18 protein-coding genes are annotated in these 18,057 nt (G+C 37.2%); 16 read left to right on the top strand and 2 right to left on the bottom strand.

Annotated elements, in window-relative coordinates; all coding sequences use genetic code 11:
- Positions 1-4 precede the first annotated feature (4 nt).
- Positions 5-502, bottom strand: coding sequence for a GNAT family N-acetyltransferase (locus tag LN051_RS07325; RefSeq protein WP_229291893.1), 498 nt, complete (start codon positions 500-502; stop codon positions 5-7).
- A gap of 439 nt (positions 503-941) precedes the next feature.
- Between LN051_RS07325 and LN051_RS07320 the strand changes: the two genes are divergently transcribed.
- The 14 genes from LN051_RS07320 (at position 942) to LN051_RS07255 (ending at position 15,058) form a co-directional block, all read left to right on the top strand.
- Positions 942-1,148, top strand: coding sequence for a hypothetical protein (locus LN051_RS07320; RefSeq protein WP_229291892.1), 207 nt, complete (start codon positions 942-944; stop codon positions 1,146-1,148).
- Positions 1,149-1,251: 103 nt separating this feature from the next.
- A complete protein-coding gene (gene lspA, locus LN051_RS07315) occupies positions 1,252-1,731 on the top strand; it encodes a signal peptidase II (RefSeq protein ID WP_229291891.1) in 480 nt (159 codons plus the stop codon).
- 9 nt (positions 1,732-1,740) lie between these two features.
- Positions 1,741-2,658: an RluA family pseudouridine synthase gene (locus LN051_RS07310; RefSeq protein ID WP_229291890.1), complete on the top strand. Its 918-nt coding sequence runs from the start codon at positions 1,741-1,743 to the stop codon at positions 2,656-2,658.
- Between the two features lie 298 nt (positions 2,659-2,956).
- On the top strand, positions 2,957-3,481 hold the full coding sequence (gene pyrR / locus LN051_RS07305) for a bifunctional pyr operon transcriptional regulator/uracil phosphoribosyltransferase PyrR (RefSeq protein WP_229291889.1): 525 nt from the start codon (positions 2,957-2,959) through the stop codon (positions 3,479-3,481).
- A gap of 165 nt (positions 3,482-3,646) precedes the next feature.
- A complete protein-coding gene (locus tag LN051_RS07300) occupies positions 3,647-4,939 on the top strand; it encodes a uracil-xanthine permease family protein (protein WP_229291888.1) in 1,293 nt (430 codons plus the stop codon).
- A gap of 18 nt (positions 4,940-4,957) precedes the next feature.
- Positions 4,958-5,833, top strand: a complete 876-nt coding sequence (locus tag LN051_RS07295) for an aspartate carbamoyltransferase catalytic subunit (RefSeq protein WP_229291887.1) — start codon at positions 4,958-4,960, stop codon at positions 5,831-5,833.
- Positions 5,834-5,846: 13 nt separating this feature from the next.
- Positions 5,847-7,121: a dihydroorotase gene (locus LN051_RS07290; protein WP_274704560.1), complete on the top strand. Its 1,275-nt coding sequence runs from the start codon at positions 5,847-5,849 to the stop codon at positions 7,119-7,121.
- The gene (locus tag LN051_RS07285; RefSeq protein ID WP_229291886.1) at positions 7,121-8,221 is read left to right on the top strand and encodes a carbamoyl phosphate synthase small subunit; all 1,101 of its coding nucleotides are present in this window, start codon (positions 7,121-7,123) and stop codon (positions 8,219-8,221) included. Before LN051_RS07290 ends, LN051_RS07285 begins: the two co-directional genes overlap by 1 nt.
- A complete protein-coding gene (carB, locus tag LN051_RS07280) occupies positions 8,214-11,387 on the top strand; it encodes a carbamoyl-phosphate synthase large subunit (protein ID WP_229291885.1) in 3,174 nt (1,057 codons plus the stop codon). The genes LN051_RS07285 and carB overlap by 8 nt, the downstream gene beginning before the upstream one ends.
- Positions 11,388-11,399: 12 nt before the next feature.
- Positions 11,400-12,164 carry a dihydroorotate dehydrogenase electron transfer subunit gene (locus LN051_RS07275; RefSeq protein ID WP_229291884.1) on the top strand — a complete coding sequence of 255 codons (765 nt, stop codon included), beginning with the start codon at positions 11,400-11,402 and terminating at the stop codon, positions 12,162-12,164.
- Positions 12,161-13,078: a dihydroorotate dehydrogenase gene (locus LN051_RS07270; RefSeq protein ID WP_229291883.1), complete on the top strand. Its 918-nt coding sequence runs from the start codon at positions 12,161-12,163 to the stop codon at positions 13,076-13,078. The genes LN051_RS07275 and LN051_RS07270 overlap by 4 nt, the downstream gene beginning before the upstream one ends.
- A 3-nt stretch (positions 13,079-13,081) precedes the next feature.
- Positions 13,082-13,774 carry an orotidine-5'-phosphate decarboxylase gene (gene pyrF, locus LN051_RS07265; protein ID WP_229291882.1) on the top strand — a complete coding sequence of 231 codons (693 nt, stop codon included), beginning with the start codon at positions 13,082-13,084 and terminating at the stop codon, positions 13,772-13,774.
- Entirely contained in the window at positions 13,774-14,382 is a 609-nt protein-coding gene (pyrE, locus tag LN051_RS07260) for an orotate phosphoribosyltransferase (protein ID WP_229291881.1), read from the top strand. The genes pyrF and pyrE overlap by 1 nt, the downstream gene beginning before the upstream one ends.
- Positions 14,383-14,644: 262 nt before the next feature.
- On the top strand, positions 14,645-15,058 hold the full coding sequence (locus tag LN051_RS07255; protein ID WP_229291880.1) for a VOC family protein: 414 nt from the start codon (positions 14,645-14,647) through the stop codon (positions 15,056-15,058).
- Positions 15,059-15,232: 174 nt separating this feature from the next.
- On the opposite strand, the gene LN051_RS07250 is transcribed toward LN051_RS07255, so the two are convergent.
- A complete protein-coding gene (locus LN051_RS07250; protein WP_229291879.1) occupies positions 15,233-16,942 on the bottom strand; it encodes an Rqc2 family fibronectin-binding protein in 1,710 nt (569 codons plus the stop codon).
- 162 nt (positions 16,943-17,104) lie between these two features.
- On the opposite strand from LN051_RS07250, the gene gmk reads away from it, so the two are divergent.
- Together gmk and rpoZ are read left to right on the top strand one after the other, a co-directional pair.
- Positions 17,105-17,728: a guanylate kinase gene (gene gmk, locus LN051_RS07245; protein WP_229291878.1), complete on the top strand. Its 624-nt coding sequence runs from the start codon at positions 17,105-17,107 to the stop codon at positions 17,726-17,728.
- Positions 17,728-17,937 carry a DNA-directed RNA polymerase subunit omega gene (rpoZ, locus tag LN051_RS07240; protein ID WP_229291877.1) on the top strand — a complete coding sequence of 70 codons (210 nt, stop codon included), beginning with the start codon at positions 17,728-17,730 and terminating at the stop codon, positions 17,935-17,937. Before gmk ends, rpoZ begins: the two co-directional genes overlap by 1 nt.
- Positions 17,938-18,057: the final 120 nt, after the last annotated feature.

The following is an 18,057-nucleotide window of genomic DNA, read 5'->3' as shown; positions in this document are numbered from 1 at the left end:
ATGATCAGCTATGATTCGTTTTTAGTAAAGACATGAGATAAGCGCTTTTGTATTGCCCTTTAGTATAAAAGTGTTCTTTTAACAAACCCTCAATCTCAAAGCCTAGCTTTTCATAGATATGTGTAGCTTTTTTGTTATCAACATCGACATATAAATAGATTTTATGCATATTTAAAATGTTGAAAGCGTAATCTATCGCTTCTTTAAAACCAAATTGAGCAAATCCTTTACCACTAAATTCAGGTTTAACAATAATTTGGATTTCGCAGTTGCGATGAATATAATTAATTTCTACTAATTCAACAATACCTGCAACTGTTTTATCGTCATCTTCAATGATAAAACGGCGTTCGGCTTCATCTAACACGTGCTTGTTAAATAAGTATTTGAGTTCACTAAGGGACTGGTAAGGCTCTTCAAACCAATAAGACATAATAGACTGTGTATTATTTAACTCATGGACAAATGATAAATCTTTTTCTTCTAGAGCTCGTAGTTTCATCTTTTTACTCCTTTGTATAATAAGTGTTTCATATAGAATGGTAGTTTTTATTTTGACATATTTGTTTTAAACATAAATCGTATTATTTTGATTATTGTAACATACATAAACCTACGAAAGAAAAAGTATGGAATGTCCAAAATGATAAAGGTGCACGGTGATATTGATATACCTTGTAAACTTGAGGTTCTCCATAAATGATTGAAATAAATATAATTTAAAATGTTAACGTTTTATTGTTTTGTTATTTTAGAATAGATTGTGAACACACTGTGATACGTACGAATTTTTACAACGTGAAATAAAGATTTAAGGTAATATTAAAGTAATATAATATATAATTTAGCTTTTTTGGTGCTTATTTATGGTACGCTTTTATCGTTAATCGCTATCAACGATTATAAACCAACTTGATTGTAAGTTTTAAAGGGGTGACACAGTGGATAATAAATTATTATTCGGACTTATATTTGCGATTGTCGTATTTTTAGCAGAAACAGTTAAACATTTGACGTTTAACCAAATTTATTACGGCAATATGCTAGGATTTTCAAATTTTCTAGATGTTTTAGTTACTACTGTTTTAGGTTATGTATTTGGTGTGCTAATGGCATTTGCGTTAAATATAAAAAAAACTAAAGAGTAATTGAAGGCGTAGCTGTTTAAAATGTATTGAAGAAAATATCTATAAAACGTGGTGTGAGTTTCGTGTTATAATATAGTAATGTAAATAGAAAGGGTTTAAAAAGATGAAGAAAAAATACTTTTTAGGATTATCCATCTTCACAGTCGTGATTGTTTTCATTGCTGACCAGCTGACGAAATGGCTGATTGTAACTCAGATGACACTGGGAGAATCTTTTACAGTGATTCCAAATTTTCTAGCCATTACATCACATCGTAATGATGGAGCTGCTTGGGGAATTTTAAGCGGACATATGCCATTTTTCTATATTATTACGATTGTTATACTGATCGCGCTTGTTTATTTTTATATTAAAGAAGCCCAAGGGCAATTTATGATGCAATTATCTGTGAGCTTACTTATCGCAGGGGCTTTAGGAAATTTCGTTGACCGTATTTTCAATGGAGAAGTGGTCGATTTTATTGATACAACAATTTTTGGATATGATTTTCCAATTTTTAACATTGCAGATTCAAGTCTGTCAGTGGGTGTTGTTTTGTTAATTATTGTGTTAGTGTTCACATCGCAACACGAAAAAGGATAGGTGAATGTCATGCAAAAACATGAATTTAAAATTGAAGATGCATTATTAGATTTACAACGTATTGATAAAGTGTTGCCTACTTTGAATGAAGCTTGGTCGCGTAGTCAAATCCAAGATTGGATAAAGGACGGACAAGTTGAAGTCAACGGTAAAAAAGTTAAATCGAATTATAAAGTAAAATTAAATGATCAAATCGTAGTGACGGAAGTTGAAGCGATTGAAGCAGATATCAAGCCTGAAAATTTAAATTTAGAAATTTATTATGAAGATGAAGACGTAGCGGTGGTGTACAAACCGAAAGGAATGGTTGTGCATCCTTCTGCTGGCCACTATTCAGGTACGTTAGTTAATGGTTTAATGTATCAAATTAAAGATTTATCAGGAATCAATGGCGAAATACGTCCGGGTATCGTCCATCGTATAGATAAAGATACGTCTGGTTTATTGATGGTAGCCAAAAATGATGTTGCCCATCGAGACCTTGTTGAGCAACTTATGGCTAAAACGGTAACGCGTAAATATACTGCTTTAGTTCATGGGCACATTCCTCATGAATTTGGTACGATTGACGCACCGATTGGACGTAATCAAAACGATCGTCAATCTATGGATGTTGTAGATAATGGCAAAGAAGCAATTACGCATTTCAATGTAATTGAAAACTTTAAAAATCATACGCTCGTAGAATGTCAACTTGAAACCGGTCGTACACACCAAATCCGTGTTCATATGAAATATATCGGTTTTCCACTCGTTGGAGATCCGAAATATGGTCCGAAGAAAACTTTAAATATTGGCGGCCAAGCATTACATGCAGGATTAATTGGTTTTACACATCCGCGTACAGGTGAGTATATTGAACGTACAGCGCCTTTACCTGAAGACTTCGAAACACTAATTGAACAAATTCGAAAAGAAGAAGCTTAATTAAAGGTAAATTGTTATAAATCTTACTTTGACTTTTTATAAAAAAAGAGTTATGATAAGACACAGTAAATAAAGAACCTAAGTCTTTAAATAGAAGTCCCGTGAGGCTTAAAAGACATGATACGTATAAATTGAAGTGTGTTTCCTCCATATGCTTATTTGAGCGTTACAAGGGTTGAACACAGTTTTAACAGGCGAACTCATGTCTTATTGAAGGCATGAGTTTTTTATATACCTGAATTATTGTTTTTAAGCAATCATGTATGCAATTTAAATGACTTGTGAAAGGATGTCTCATATGACAGAACGAATCATTTTAGATGAATCAGCAATTAATCGTACGTTGACGCGAATTGCACATGAAATTCTGGAATATAATAAAGGATCTGAAAATTTAGCGCTACTTGGTATCAAAACACGAGGTGAATACCTTGCCAAACGCATACAGCAAAAAATTCAACAAATTGAAAATGTCTCGGTACCGACGGGGACAATTGACATTACACAATTTCGAGATGACGTTGAAATGCGTGATGCACAATTAGCACAATCCTTTGATATTGACATTGATTTAAATAATCGCATCGTCATTATTGTCGATGACGTACTTTATACAGGGCGTACAGTTCGAGCATCATTAGATGCAATCTTATTACATCGCCGCCCCAAAAAAATTGGATTAGCAACATTAGTGGATCGAGGTCACCGAGAGTTACCGATTCGCGCCGACTTTGTCGGAAAGAACATACCAACGTCGCATGAAGAATCAGTAGAAGTATACTTATCTGAAATTGATGAACGTAATGCCGTTGTAATTAAATAACTACCTTTTAATTCAGTACGAGAGACTGACAAAGGTAACATCATAAGGAGTGTAGTATGTTAGGGCGTAATACGCTTGTGTTTAGCATAGCTACATTATTATGATAGCCTAAGTCTCTTAACTGAATGCAGTTAAGAGATTTTTTTATTAAAGGAGATATAAAAAATGCCAAATGAAGAAATGTTTAAACGTACAGTACAACCTGTATTAGATGTACATGAAAAACCAAAGCCGGCACAGTGGGCCTTTTTAAGTCTGCAGCATTTGTTTGCAATGTTTGGTGCTACAGTACTTGTTCCGTTTTTGACAGGTTTACCTGTATCATCAGCATTGTTAGCGTCCGGTATCGGGACGTTATTATACATATTCATAACGAAAGGTAAAATCCCTGCTTATTTAGGTTCAAGTTTCGCCTTTATTACTCCAATCATTACAGGATTAAGTACCAATAGTTTAGGTGACATGCTCGTTGCATTATTTATGAGCGGGGTGATGTACATCATTATTGGAATAGCAATCAAAATAAGCGGAACAAATTGGTTGATGGAAATATTGCCACCCGTTGTAGTTGGACCAGTCATCATGGTAATCGGATTAAGTCTCGCACCTACAGCAGTGAATATGGCAATGTTCGATAACGCGGGTGAAATGAAAGGGTACAACTTAACTTATGTCACCGTCGCAAGTATTACACTTTTCGTAACTTTACTCGTACAAGGATTTGCCAAAAGATTCTTTTCGCTTATCCCTGTGTTAATTGGTATTATTGTTGGTTACATTACTGCAATTGCATTTGGCATTGTTGACTTTAGCAAAGTTGAGAAAGCTTCTTGGCTACAGTTTCCAGACATTTATATTCCCTTTGCTAATTATCAACCTTCGATTCATCTAGGTTTAATTGCAATTATGCTACCGATCGTTTTCGTAACAGTAAGTGAACATATCGGTCATCAAATGGTCATTAACAAAATTGTAGGTCGTAATTTCTTCGAAGACCCAGGATTACATCGCTCTATTATCGGAGACGGGGTTTCAACAATGTTTTCAAGCATAATTGGAGGGCCGCCAAGTACGACATATGGTGAAAATATTGGTGTACTTGCGATAACGAAAATTTATAGTATTTATGTTATTGCGGGTGCAGCGGTAATAGCGATTACGCTAGGGTTTGTCGGGAAATTCACAGCACTCATTTCTTCTATTCCAACACCAGTGATGGGAGGGGTCTCAATTCTCCTCTTTGGAACAATTGCAGCAAGTGGTTTACGCATGATTGTTGAGAGTCAAGTTGATTTCGCACAAAATCGAAATCTTGTTATCGCGTCTGTCATCTTAGTGATAGGCATTGGTAATATGATGCTAAATTTATCTGATTTAGGTGTGAAATTAACAATTGAAGGTATGGCACTATCAGCAACAGCAGGTATTATCTTAAATCTCTTATTACCAAAACGCTAATTTAAAGGAGGAAGCACGATGCAACATTTAGTTTCAATGGAAAAGTTAAGCCCAAAGGAAATCAAACACCTCATAGAAGTCGCTGCACAATACAAACACGGAGAAGTTAGACCGAGTTTAAAAGGGAAATTTATCGCAAACTTATTTTTTGAAAACTCAACAAGAACAAAATGTAGTTTTGAAATGGCTGAACATCGTTTAGAAATGAAACAAATTAACTTTGAAATAGCGACCTCTTCTGTCCAAAAGGGCGAATCTTTATATGACACATGTCGTACATTGCAGAGTATTGGATGCGACGCGTTAGTTATTAGACACCATGAAAACAATTACTATCAGCCGTTACTTGATATGGGAATCCCGATCATTAACGCTGGTGATGGAAGTGGACAACATCCAACCCAAAGTTTATTAGATTTAATGACAATCTATGAAGAGTTTGGGCGTTTTGAAGGACTCAATGTTGTGATATGTGGAGACATTAAAAATTCACGTGTCGCTAGAAGTAATTACCATAGTTTAACTGCTCTAGGGGCAAATGTGGTGTTCTCTAGCCCAGATGTTTGGAAAGACCATACGATGGATGGTGCTTACGTAAATCTAGATGAAGTGATACACGACATGGACATTGTGATGTTGTTACGTGTGCAACACGAACGTCACGGTGAGGGGACAACAGGTTTTGATGCTCAAACGTATCACGAGCAATTTGGACTTAACGAACCACGTTACCAAAAATTGAAAAGTGACGCGATTATTATGCATCCTGCACCGGTGAACAGAAACGTTGAAATTGCAGATGCGTTAGTAGAAGCGCCGAAATCTAGAATTTTTAAACAAATGGAAAATGGTGTTTATTTAAGAATGGCTGTATTAACTGAAACGATTCAATAAGGGAGAGATTAAAGTGATATTAATTCAAAATGCAAAAATGTTAGAAGCTGGAACGTTAAAACGTGTAGATGTATTGATTGAGAATGGGAAGATTAAATCAATCGCTTCTCAGATTGAACCTGAAACAAATATGCAAGTAATGGATGCACATGGTCATTTTTTATCAGCTGGATTTATAGATGTGCACGTGCACTTAAGAGAGCCAGGTGGCGAACATAAAGAGACCATTGAAACAGGGACTAAAGCAGCAGCTCGCGGTGGCTTTACAACGGTATGTCCAATGCCTAACACAAAACCTGTTCCAGATTCTATTGAAAACATGGAGCGCTTAAATCAGCTTATTAAAGCGAATGCTTCTGTACGTGTATTACCTTATGCAGCAATTACAGAACGACAAGCTGGAAAGAATCACGTTGATTTTGAGGCATTAGAAAAAGCGGGCGCATTTGCATTTACGGATGATGGTGTAGGGGTTCAAGAAGCTGCAAAAATGTACGAAGCAATGCAAAAAGCAAAAGCAGTAAATAAAGCTATCGTTGCACATTGTGAAGACAATAGTTTAATTTACGGTGGCGCAATGCATGAAGGGAAAAGAAGTGAAGCGCTAGGCATTCCTGGTATACCAAGTATTTGTGAAGCGGTGCAAATTGCACGTGACGTACTATTAAGTGAAGCGACAGGGTGCCATTATCATGTTTGTCATGTCTCTACGAAAGAAAGTGTCCGTGTCATTCGCGATGCTAAAAAAGCTGGTATTCCAGTAACAGCTGAAGTCACGCCACACCATTTACTATTAACTGAAAATGATATCCCTGGAGATAACGCCACTTATAAAATGAACCCACCATTAAGAAGTGACGAAGATCGCCAAGCATTACTTGAAGGTTTGCTGGACGGGACTATAGATTTAATTGCAACAGATCACGCCCCTCACGCAAAAGAAGAAAAAAACCAATCTATGACACGTGCGCCATTTGGTATTGTAGGTAGCGAAACAGCTTTCCCGTTACTATACACGCATTTTGTAATGACAGGTGAATGGACACTGCAACAATTAGTGGACTATATCACGATTAAGCCAGCAAAAGTTTTTGATTTACCATACGGAGTGTTAGAAGAAGGTGCACCGGCAGATTTAACGTTAATTGACTTGGAGACAGCTTACGAAATAAAAGAGGAAGACTTTTTGTCAAAATCTTCAAATACGCCATTTTTAGGAGAACGTGTTTACGGTAAAACGTTATTCACAATGGTTGACGGAGAGATTTGCTATGAGGAGGCAAAATAATGTTTGAAAAACGCTATCTAGTACTAGAGGATGGTACATTTTATATGGGATTTAAATTGGGGTCAGATGTTCTAACAAAAGGAGAAATCGTTTTTAATACGGCTATGACTGGCTATCAAGAAACGATTTCTGATCCGTCATATACAGGACAAATTATTACTTTCACATATCCTTTAATTGGCAATTACGGCATCAATCGTGAAGATTTTGAATCATTGGTGCCAACACTTAATGGTGTTGTCGTAAAAGAAGCATGTCAAACGCCGAGTAACTTCCGTTCACAAAAGTCGTTAGACGAAATGCTTAAAGAATTTAATATCCCAGGTATTAGTGGTGTTGATACGCGAAGTATCACGAAAAAAATTCGTCAGCATGGCGTTTTAAAAGCAGCTTTTGTTGATGACAAAGAAGACATTGAAACGACGATTCAAACATTAAAAAGTGTGGAACTCCCGCGTACTGAAGTACCCACTGTTTCTACTAAAACGCCATATGTATCAACAGGATTTGACTTGCGTGTTGTACTTGTAGATTTTGGTAAGAAACAAAATATTGTACGGGAGTTAAATGCACGTGGATGTGAAGTGACGGTCGTCCCATATGATACCTCTGCAGAAGACATCATTAAAATGTCTCCAGATGGTGTGATGTTATCCAATGGACCTGGTGATCCGCAAGACGTACAAGTGGCGGTGGAGATGATTCAAGGCATTATCGGCAAAATTCCATTTTTTGGCATTTGTCTAGGACATCAATTGTTCGCATTATCACAAGGCGCGACATCATTTAAAATGAAATTTGGTCATCGTGGCGCCAACCATCCAGTAAAAGATTTAAGTACAGGCAAGATTGCGCTTACAAGCCAAAACCATGGTTATGCGATAGATGAAGCGTCATTAAAAAATACGGAGTTAGAAGTAACGCACATTGCGTTAAATGACGGAACAGTTGAAGGGCTACGTCATAAATCAAAACCTGCTTTCTCTGTACAATATCACCCAGAAGCTTGTCCGGGACCTACCGATTCCAACTATTTGTTTGATCGATTTATAGAATTAATGTTAGACCATAAAAAGAAGGAGCGCGTTAATCATGCCTAAAAGAAACGATATTCAATCTATCCTTGTTATTGGCTCGGGTCCAATCATCATTGGACAAGCTGCAGAATTTGACTATGCTGGTACACAAGCGTGTTTGGCTCTGAAAGAAGAAGGCTACCGTGTCATTTTAGTAAATTCAAACCCAGCAACGATTATGACGGATAAAGAAATCGCAGATAAAGTATATATTGAGCCGTTGAAGCATGATTTTATTGCGCGCATCATTCGAAAAGAACAACCTGACGCATTGCTACCAACGCTAGGTGGACAAACAGGACTCAATATGGCGATTGAATTGCACAATAGTGGTGTTTTAGCGTCTAATAACGTAAAACTACTAGGCACCGAACTCGATTCCATCGAATGTGCCGAAGACCGCGAACGCTTTCGTACACTTATGAATGAATTGAATGTTCCAGTTCCTGAAAGTGACATTGTAAATACGTTAGAACAAGCGTTCCAATTTAAAGAAGAAGTGGGTTATCCGCTTATTGTACGACCTGCGTTTACGATGGGTGGTACAGGCGGCGGTATTTGTCATAATGATGAAGAATTAAAAGAAGTCGTATCTAACGGCTTGAAATACAGTCCTGCAACGCAATGTTTAATAGAAAAATCTATCGCAGGTTATAAAGAAATAGAATACGAAGTGATGCGAGACAAAAATGACAATGCGATTGTAGTGTGTAACATGGAAAACATTGACCCTGTTGGTATTCACACGGGAGATTCTGTAGTAGTAGCACCAAGCCAAACATTGTCAGATGTTGAATATCAAATGTTACGCGATGTCTCTTTAAAAGTTATCCGTGCTTTAGGGATTGAAGGGGGTTGTAATGTTCAACTCGCACTGAATCCACATTCGATGAATTATTACATCATTGAAGTGAACCCACGTGTTTCACGTTCATCGGCGTTAGCGTCTAAAGCGACAGGTTATCCAATTGCAAAATTAGCGGCAAAAATAGCTGTAGGTTTAACCTTAGATGAAATGAAAAATCCAGTAACAGGTACTTCTTACGCAGCATTTGAACCAAGTTTAGACTATATCGTTTCTAAAATTCCACGTTTTCCTTTTGATAAATTTGAAAAAGGTGAACGTGAACTGGGTACTCAAATGAAGGCGACTGGAGAAGTCATGTCTATTGGCCGTACTTACGAAGAATCTTTATTAAAAGCGATTCGCTCATTGGAGTATGGGGTCCATCATTTAGGATTACCAAATGGAGAATCATTTGATTTAGATTACATTAAAGCGCGTATTAAAGCACAAGATGATGAGCGCTTGTTCTTTATTGGTGAGGCGATTCGTCGAGGTACAACATTAGAAGAACTACATGAAATGACTAAAATTGATTACTTCTTCTTAAATAAATTTAAAAATATTATTGATATAGAGCATGCATTAAAAGCAAATAAGGGAGATATTGAGTATCTTGAATTTGCTAAACGTTTTGGATTTAGTGACCGTACGATTGCCCATCGCTTTGAAATGACAGAAGACGAAGTATACAACTTAAGAAAAGCGCATAACATTTTCCCAGTGTACAAAATGGTAGATACGTGTGCAGCTGAATTTGAATCTGCAACACCTTACTTCTATGGCACATATGAGTCAGAAAATGAGTCCATCGTAACAGATAAAGAAAAGATTATCGTGCTTGGATCAGGACCTATTCGCATTGGACAAGGGGTTGAATTTGACTACGCCACAGTACATGCAGTTTGGGCGATTCAAAATGCAGGTTACGAAGCGATTATTGTTAACAATAACCCAGAAACGGTTTCTACAGACTTCTCAATTTCGGATAAATTGTATTTTGAACCTTTAACAGAAGAAGATGTGATGAATATTATCAATCTTGAGCAGCCTAAAGGTGTAGTCGTTCAGTTCGGAGGGCAAACGGCAATCAATCTTGCAGATAAACTTGCGAAATATGGCGTGAAAATTTTAGGGACAACACTAGAAGATTTGAATCGTGCCGAAGACCGTAAAGAGTTCGAAGCATTACTCAATCAAATTAATGTGCCACAGCCTAAAGGGAAAACAGCGACTTCTGCGAAAGAGGCGTTAGATAATGCGCGTGATATTGGGTATCCTGTTGTGGTGCGTCCTTCATATGTTTTAGGTGGTCGTGCAATGGAGATTGTAAATAGTGACGCCGAACTGGAAAACTATATGAATGAAGCGGTGAAAGCCAGTCCAGAACATCCTGTATTAGTAGATCGTTATTTAACGGGTAAAGAAATAGAAGTAGATGCCATTTGTGATGGTAATACGGTAATTATACCGGGTATTATGGAACACATTGAACGTGCAGGCGTCCATTCTGGAGATTCTATTGCTGTATATCCGCCACAAACGTTAAGTCAAGAAGATATCGACACATTAGAGGCCTATACTGTCAAATTGGCCAAAGGTTTAAATGTTATTGGATTAATTAATATTCAATTTGTGTTAGCTCATGACGGTGTTTACGTATTAGAGGTGAATCCGCGTTCAAGTCGTACTGTACCATTCTTAAGTAAAATCACTGAAATCCAGATGGCACAACTTGCAATGCGTGTCATTATGGGCGAAAAACTTAATGACATGGGCTTTGAACAGGGCGTTCAACCCTATAAAGAAGGTGTGTTTGTAAAAGCACCAGTTTTCAGTTTTAACAAATTGAAAAATGTAGACATTACACTTGGACCTGAAATGAAGTCTACAGGTGAAGTGATGGGACGCGACCTTACATTAGAAAAGGCGCTATACAAAGGATTAACGGCTTCAGGGATGGAAGTCAAAGACTATGGGACAGTATTGATTACAGTAAGTGACAAAGACAAACAAGAAATGGTTAAAATTGCACAACGTTTGAATGAAGTGGGCTATAAAATTATAGCGACTGAAGGTACAGCAAACGTCTTATCTCAAAATGAGATTAAAGTCGAAACGGTAGGGAAAATTGGAGGTCAAGATGATTTGTTGACCAAAATCCAAGATGGCGATGTACAAATCGTTATTAATACGATGACCAAAGGGAAAACAATTGAACGTGATGGTTTTCAGATTAGACGTACATCTGTAGAAAATGGTGTACCATGTCTCACATCATTAGATACAGCAAATGCATTAACAAATGTGATTGAAAGTATGACTTTCTCAATGAGAAATATGTAGGAGGTAAAAGCGGTGGAAAAATTAACAGTGCTTTCTAATCAATCGATTGCAGATCGAATTTATGAGTTGAAAGTAAGTGGACCGAGTGTATCAAAGTTAAAACAACCTGGACAATTTGTGCATATTAAAGCGGGCGAGGGCTCGATGCATATGCTAAGACGACCGATTTCGATTTGCGAAATTGATACACAAAACGATAGTTTTACGATGTTATTTAGAGCAGAAGGAGAAGGAACACGTAAAATTGCAGCGTTAAGAACAGGCGATCAAATCGATATTATTGCGCCTTTAGGAAAAGGCTTTCCAGTAGAAAAAGCGAAAAAGAAAGCTTTACTTGTTGGAGGAGGTATCGGAGTTCCACCGCTTTATGAACTTTCAAAACAACTTAACGCACGTGGCATTGAAACGGTACATGTGTTAGGTTTTCGTTCCAAAAAAGATGTGTTTTATCAAGCACAATTTGAAGCATTAGGGGATACGTATATCGTAACAGAAGATGGCTCAGCAGGTGAAAAGGGCTTCGTGACACATGTCATTGACCAATTGCCGGTAGATTATGATATTTACTATACTTGTGGACCAAAACCAATGCTTAAGGCGTTGACTAAACTTGAGACACTCAAAGATGTTCCGGGTTACATTTCATTAGAAGAACGTATGGGATGTGGCGTAGGAGCGTGTTATGCGTGCGTCTGTCACGTACCTGAAAGTGAAACAGCTTACGTTAAAGTATGTACGGATGGACCCGTATTTGAAAAAGGAGCGGTCATTTTATGAGTCGATTAAATATTGAACTTCCTGGATTGTCTCTCAAAAATCCTGTTATGCCAGCAAGCGGATGCTTTGCTTTTGGAGCTGAATATAGTCAGTTTTACAATCTCTCAGAGCTAGGAGCGATTATGATTAAAGCAGCGACAAAAGAAGCTAGATACGGTAATGAAACACCGCGTGTGGCTGAAACAGATAGTGGCATGATCAATGCCATTGGGCTTCAAAATCCAGGCGTCCATCATATATTAGAGCATGAGCTCAAAGCACTTGAACAATACGACGTCCCGATTATTGCAAATGTTGCTGGTTCTACAGAGGAAGATTACGTTTATGTTGCTGAACATATTTCAAAAGCGCCTAACGTCAAAGCATTGGAATTGAATATTTCTTGTCCGAATGTCAAAGAAGGCGGTATGCAATTTGGTGTGGACCCAACAGTCGCAGCAGAACTCACCAAAAGAGTTAAACGTGTTTCCAAAGTTCCTGTATACGTCAAATTGTCACCGAATGTCACGAATATCGTTGAAATGGCAAAAGCGATTGGGGCACATGCGGATGGATTGACGATGATCAACACACTTGTAGGTTTACGCATAGATGCTAAATCAGGGCGTCCAATTATTAGTAATATCATTGGAGGATTAAGTGGTCCTGCTATTAAACCAGTGGCATTACGTATGGTATACGAAGTGCGTAAAGCATTACCAGAGATACCAATTATTGCGATGGGTGGCGTTCAAAATGCGCAAGATGTCATTGATTACGTATCAGTGGGCGCAGATGCAGTTGCGGTTGGTACAGCTAACTTCCAAAACCCGTGTGTATGTAAAGAAATTATTGATACATTGCCGAAGTTATTAGATGAACTCGGTGTTCAGCATATTCATGATTTAAAAGGTCGAACACAGAAAGGACTGTAACGTATGAAAAATACACCCATCATCGCTTTAGATTTTGCCTCGCAAGAAGAGGTCATGCAATTTTTAGCGTTATTCGATGAACCGCTTTTTGTAAAAGTAGGTATGGAACTCTTTTATCAAACAGGGCCCTCTTTAATACAAGAAATTAAAGCTTTAGGACATGATATTTTCCTAGATTTAAAGCTCCACGATATACCGAATACAGTGGGTAAAGCAATGGAAGGGTTGGCTCAATTAGATGTTGACCTTGTCAATGTACACGCAGCAGGTGGAACTGAAATGATGCAACGTGCTGTAGAAGGATTAAAAAAATATAACTCAAATATTAAAATCATTGCTGTAACACAATTAACATCCACAACTGAAGCGATGTTACATAAAGAACAAAACATCCAAACTTCTATTGAGGACGCAGTGTTGCATTATGCACAACTTGCTCAAAATTCAGGATTAGATGGTGTGGTTTGTTCACCGCTAGAAACCGCGTTAATTACAGAACACTGTGGAAAAGATTTTCTAAAAGTGACACCTGGCATTCGTCCAAAACAAAATGAGAATAATGATCAGAAGCGCGTAACGACACCAGAACAAGCTAAACAACTTGGCTCAACGCATATTGTTGTAGGGCGTCCAATTACGCAAAGTTCAAACCCAGTTGAAAGTTATCATCAAATTAAAGAAAGTTGGTTACGCTAATGACAAAAGCAATTGCACAAGCATTACTTGATATTGAAGCAGTTTCGTTGTCACCAAATGATATGTTTACTTGGAGCTCTGGTATTCAATCTCCGATTTATTGTGACAATCGCGTCACTTTAGGTTATCCAAAAGTACGTGAAGCGATTCGAGATGGTTTAATTCAATGTATCAATGAACATTTTGGAGATGTTGAAATTATCTCTGGAACAGCAACGGCAGGCATTCCGCATGCGGCTTACATTTCAGATAAAATGAATTTACCAATGAATTATGTGCGTTCAAAAAGTAAAAGTCATGGTAAACAAAATCAAATTGAAGGCGCTAATAGTAATGGCAAAAAAGTGGTCGTCGTTGAAGATTTAATTTCTACGGGTGGCTCTTCTATTAATGCTGTTGAGGCTTTACGTGAAGCTGGCGCAGAAGTTTTAGGTGTAGTTGCTATTTTTACATATGGCCTATCAAAAGCAGATGACATGTTTGGTAAAGCAAAAGTGCCTTTTCATACATTAAGTCATTTTGATGAGTTGATTTCAGTAGCTGCTGAACAAGGGAAAATCGCACAAGACGATATTGATACACTCGTACAATGGCGAAACGCATTATAACCTAAAAAGATGCGCTCAAAAATTTGGGCGCATCTTTTTAGGTTTATTTATCTTAAAAACCAGCGTGTAAACGCATAGCCAATGAGCATTATAAGTAATAAGACTATAACAGGAATAATTAAATGACTGCTTATCATCGTGAATTTGCCTCCAATCATGATTTAATTCTATTGTAACGGGTTATACTAATAAGTGAAAGCTAAACAGAATATAATATTAAGGTGTGCGCGTAAGACCCCTTAATATTAAGGAGGAAACAAAGATGAAAATACCTAAAATCACAACGTTTTTAATGTTTAATGGAGAGGCAGAAGAAGCGGTACAATTATATACGACGCTTTTTGAAGATAGTGAAATTATTACGATGGTCAAATACGATGAAACGGTGCCGGAACAAGCGGGAAAAGTACAACATACGATTTTCAAGCTTAACGGTCAAGTATTCATGGCTATTGATAATATGAATGGCACATCAATTGAGATGAATCCAGCAATGTCACTGTTTGTCACGGTGAAAGATCAGTATGAAATGGATGTACTTTACAATGGTTTGAAAGAAGATGGTGCGATTTTAATGCCAAAAACTGAAATGCCACCCCAATATCGTGAGTTTGCATGGGTACAAGATAAGTATGGCGTGAACTTTCAACTCGCATTACCAGAATCTTCGAAATAAGGTATAGGATTCGTGCGCGATTATTGATATGACGATTGCTTTTTAATGAAGCAAAGCTATATAAATAATGAGGACGCTACTGTATAAAGTTTTGAGGCTAGAACAACACGTAACTTAGGGAGAGGGGTCAACAATTTCTCTAAGTTATTATATGTGATGTTCTAGCCTTTTTTATTAAGGTTGTTTCGCTTTTTGTTCTAAAGATTTGATTTTATCGTAATCAGGTGTTGCATACAGTGTTTTCTGATTATCATATGTGACAAATCCAGGCTTTGCGCCGCTTGGTTTATGCACATGTTTGATTTCTGTATAGTCTACTGGGATTTGGCCAGATTGTCCTGCTTTTGAAAAGTATGCGGCTATCATTGCCGCTTCTTCTATCGTTTGCATACTTGGTGCATCAGACATAATTACAACATGGCTACCAGGTATGTCTTTCGTATGAAACCATAATTGTGATTTTTTAGCGAGTTTGTTCGTTAAATAATCGTTTTGTTTATTATTTTTACCGACATAAATGGTATCCCCATCAGACGAAATAAACGTTTGAAGTTGAATAGGTTGATTCTTCTTTTTCTTGTGCTGTTTGCGTTGTTTTATAAAGCCTTGCTCCGCCAATTCTTCTCGAATATCATCAATTTCATTAACTGTAATATGCGCTAGCTGTTGCTCTATATTTTCAAAATAAGCAATATTGGACTTCGTAAGTTGAATTTGATGTTTTAGCTCACGTGCACGTGTTTTTAAACGATTGTATTGTTTGTAATAATATTGTGCGTTGTCTGAAGGTGAGCGTGTCGGGTCTAATGGAATGGTTACATTCTCTCCAGTATAGTAGTTAACGGTTGTTAAGCTTTTATCGCCTGTTTTAAGTTGATAAATGTTCGCAGTAATTAACTCGCCAAATAATTGCTGTTGTTCCTTATTTTCAGTTCCTTCTTGTTCATCGATCAACTTGCTTAGCTTATTTTGGTTTTTTTGAAGCAACTGATGAACCAATTTTACTAAATCATTGGCGCGTTGTTTAACACGTTCTCGTTCACCACGTGCTTCATAAAAGCGGTCTAACAATTGGTGTAAAGAATCGAATTCCACTTTGTCATCATAAAACTGTTCTAAATCCATAAAATAAAAATCTTCTTTACCAGTCTCGTGATTTTTATGGAAAATTGGGTGTGGCGTTTGATCGATTTCAGCTAGCACTTCATCAAACGCTTCAGGGAGCGTTTGAGCTGTCATAAATTGACGACGTGCTGTAATTTCTTTTGTAATTAATGGGGAGAAGCCTTCAAATGTTTGTAATAATTGGCGATCGATGCGGCCTGCGTTAAAATCTATAAAGCGTAAAATTGCTTCACCACGATATTCAAATGGATTGTACTTATTTTGTGTTGGAGGCGCTTCGTATTCAAAGCCTGGCATCACTGTACGATACTGATTCGTGTTTGGCGTTAAATGTTTAAAGCCTTCAATAATTTTTCGATTTTCATTAACTAAAATTAAATTACTATGTTTGCCCATAATTTCTAAAATCACGGTGCGATGAATCGTGTCACCAATTTCGTCTTTGCTCATCACATCAATTTCAACACGACGATCATTGTCTACTTGACGTATAGCTTGGATAAAACCACCTTCTAAATGTTTCCGGAATACACGGGCAAACATTGGTGGTTCAAATGGATTATCGTATTTTTTTTCGGTCAAATGTAATCGAGCAAAATTAGGGTGAATAGACAGTAATAATTGATGATTTTTACGATTTTGACGCACTACGATAATAATCGTGTCGTTTTCCGGTTGATTAATTTTGTGAATACGTCCTGATACGAGAGGTTGAAGCGATTCAACCATTTTACGTGTGAAAAGTCCGTCGAATGCCATAATTTACGTGCCACCTTTATTAAAATTCATTGCTTCATTATAACATGCACGGTCATAATGTGCAGATTGGAACATTTCTCAGAGTCAGCTCTATACAATAGAATTAGAATTGTGGTAAGATATGTTAATAACTAGAGAATAGTGAAGGAAAGGTCGTAAGGAATGGATACTGAAAAAGGCTTACTTATAGTACTCTCAGGCCCTTCTGGTGTAGGAAAGGGCACGGTTCGAAAGCGAATTTTTGATGATCCAACGACATCTTATAAATATTCAATTTCAATGACAACGCGAGGCATGCGTGAAGGCGAAGAAGATGGCGTGGATTATTTTTTCAAAACAAGGGATGAGTTTGAAAAATTAATTGAAGATGATGCGTTTATTGAGTATGCTGAGTATGTTGGCAACTACTATGGGACACCTGTCCAATATGTAAAAGATACAATGAATGCGGGACATGATGTCTTTTTAGAAATCGAAGTTGAAGGGGCAAAACAAGTTCGTAAAAAGTTTCCAGATGCATTGTTCATCTTTTTAGCACCACCAAGTCTTGATCATTTAAGAGAACGCTTAGTTGGACGCGGTACGGAATCAGAAGAAAAGATTCAAAGTCGTGTCAATGAAGCACGAAAAGAAGTAGAAATGATGAATCTTTATGATTATGTTGTCGTTAATGATGAAGTTGACCTTGCGAAAGATCGAGTTCAAGCTATCGTAGAAGCTGAACATTTAAAACGTGAACGTATAGAAGCAAAATATCGAAAAATGTTATTGGAGGCCAAAAAGTAATGTTATACCCACCTATTCATCAATTGCAAGATAAAATTAGTTCTAAATATTTAATTGCGACTACTGCCGCAAAACGTGCACGTGAAATTCAAGCGGATCCAGAGCATTTATTATTGAATGATTATACGAGCAAAAAAACAGTAGGACGTGCTTTAGAAGAAATCGCTGCAAACAGAGTACATCCTTACGTAGATCCAAAAAATTTCTAAACTTCCTATAAAGGATGACCGATAAATTAAAACATTGAGGCTAGGACAGCTACACGATTAGATGTCTTAGCCTTTTGTTGTATCAAAGGGTACTTGAACGGAAGATACACACGTATAAGA

Source organism: Staphylococcus ratti (assembly GCF_020883535.1).
In the GTDB taxonomy this organism is placed as follows: domain Bacteria; phylum Bacillota; class Bacilli; order Staphylococcales; family Staphylococcaceae; genus Staphylococcus; species Staphylococcus ratti.
This window is presented reverse-complemented; position numbering and strand designations above follow the sequence as displayed.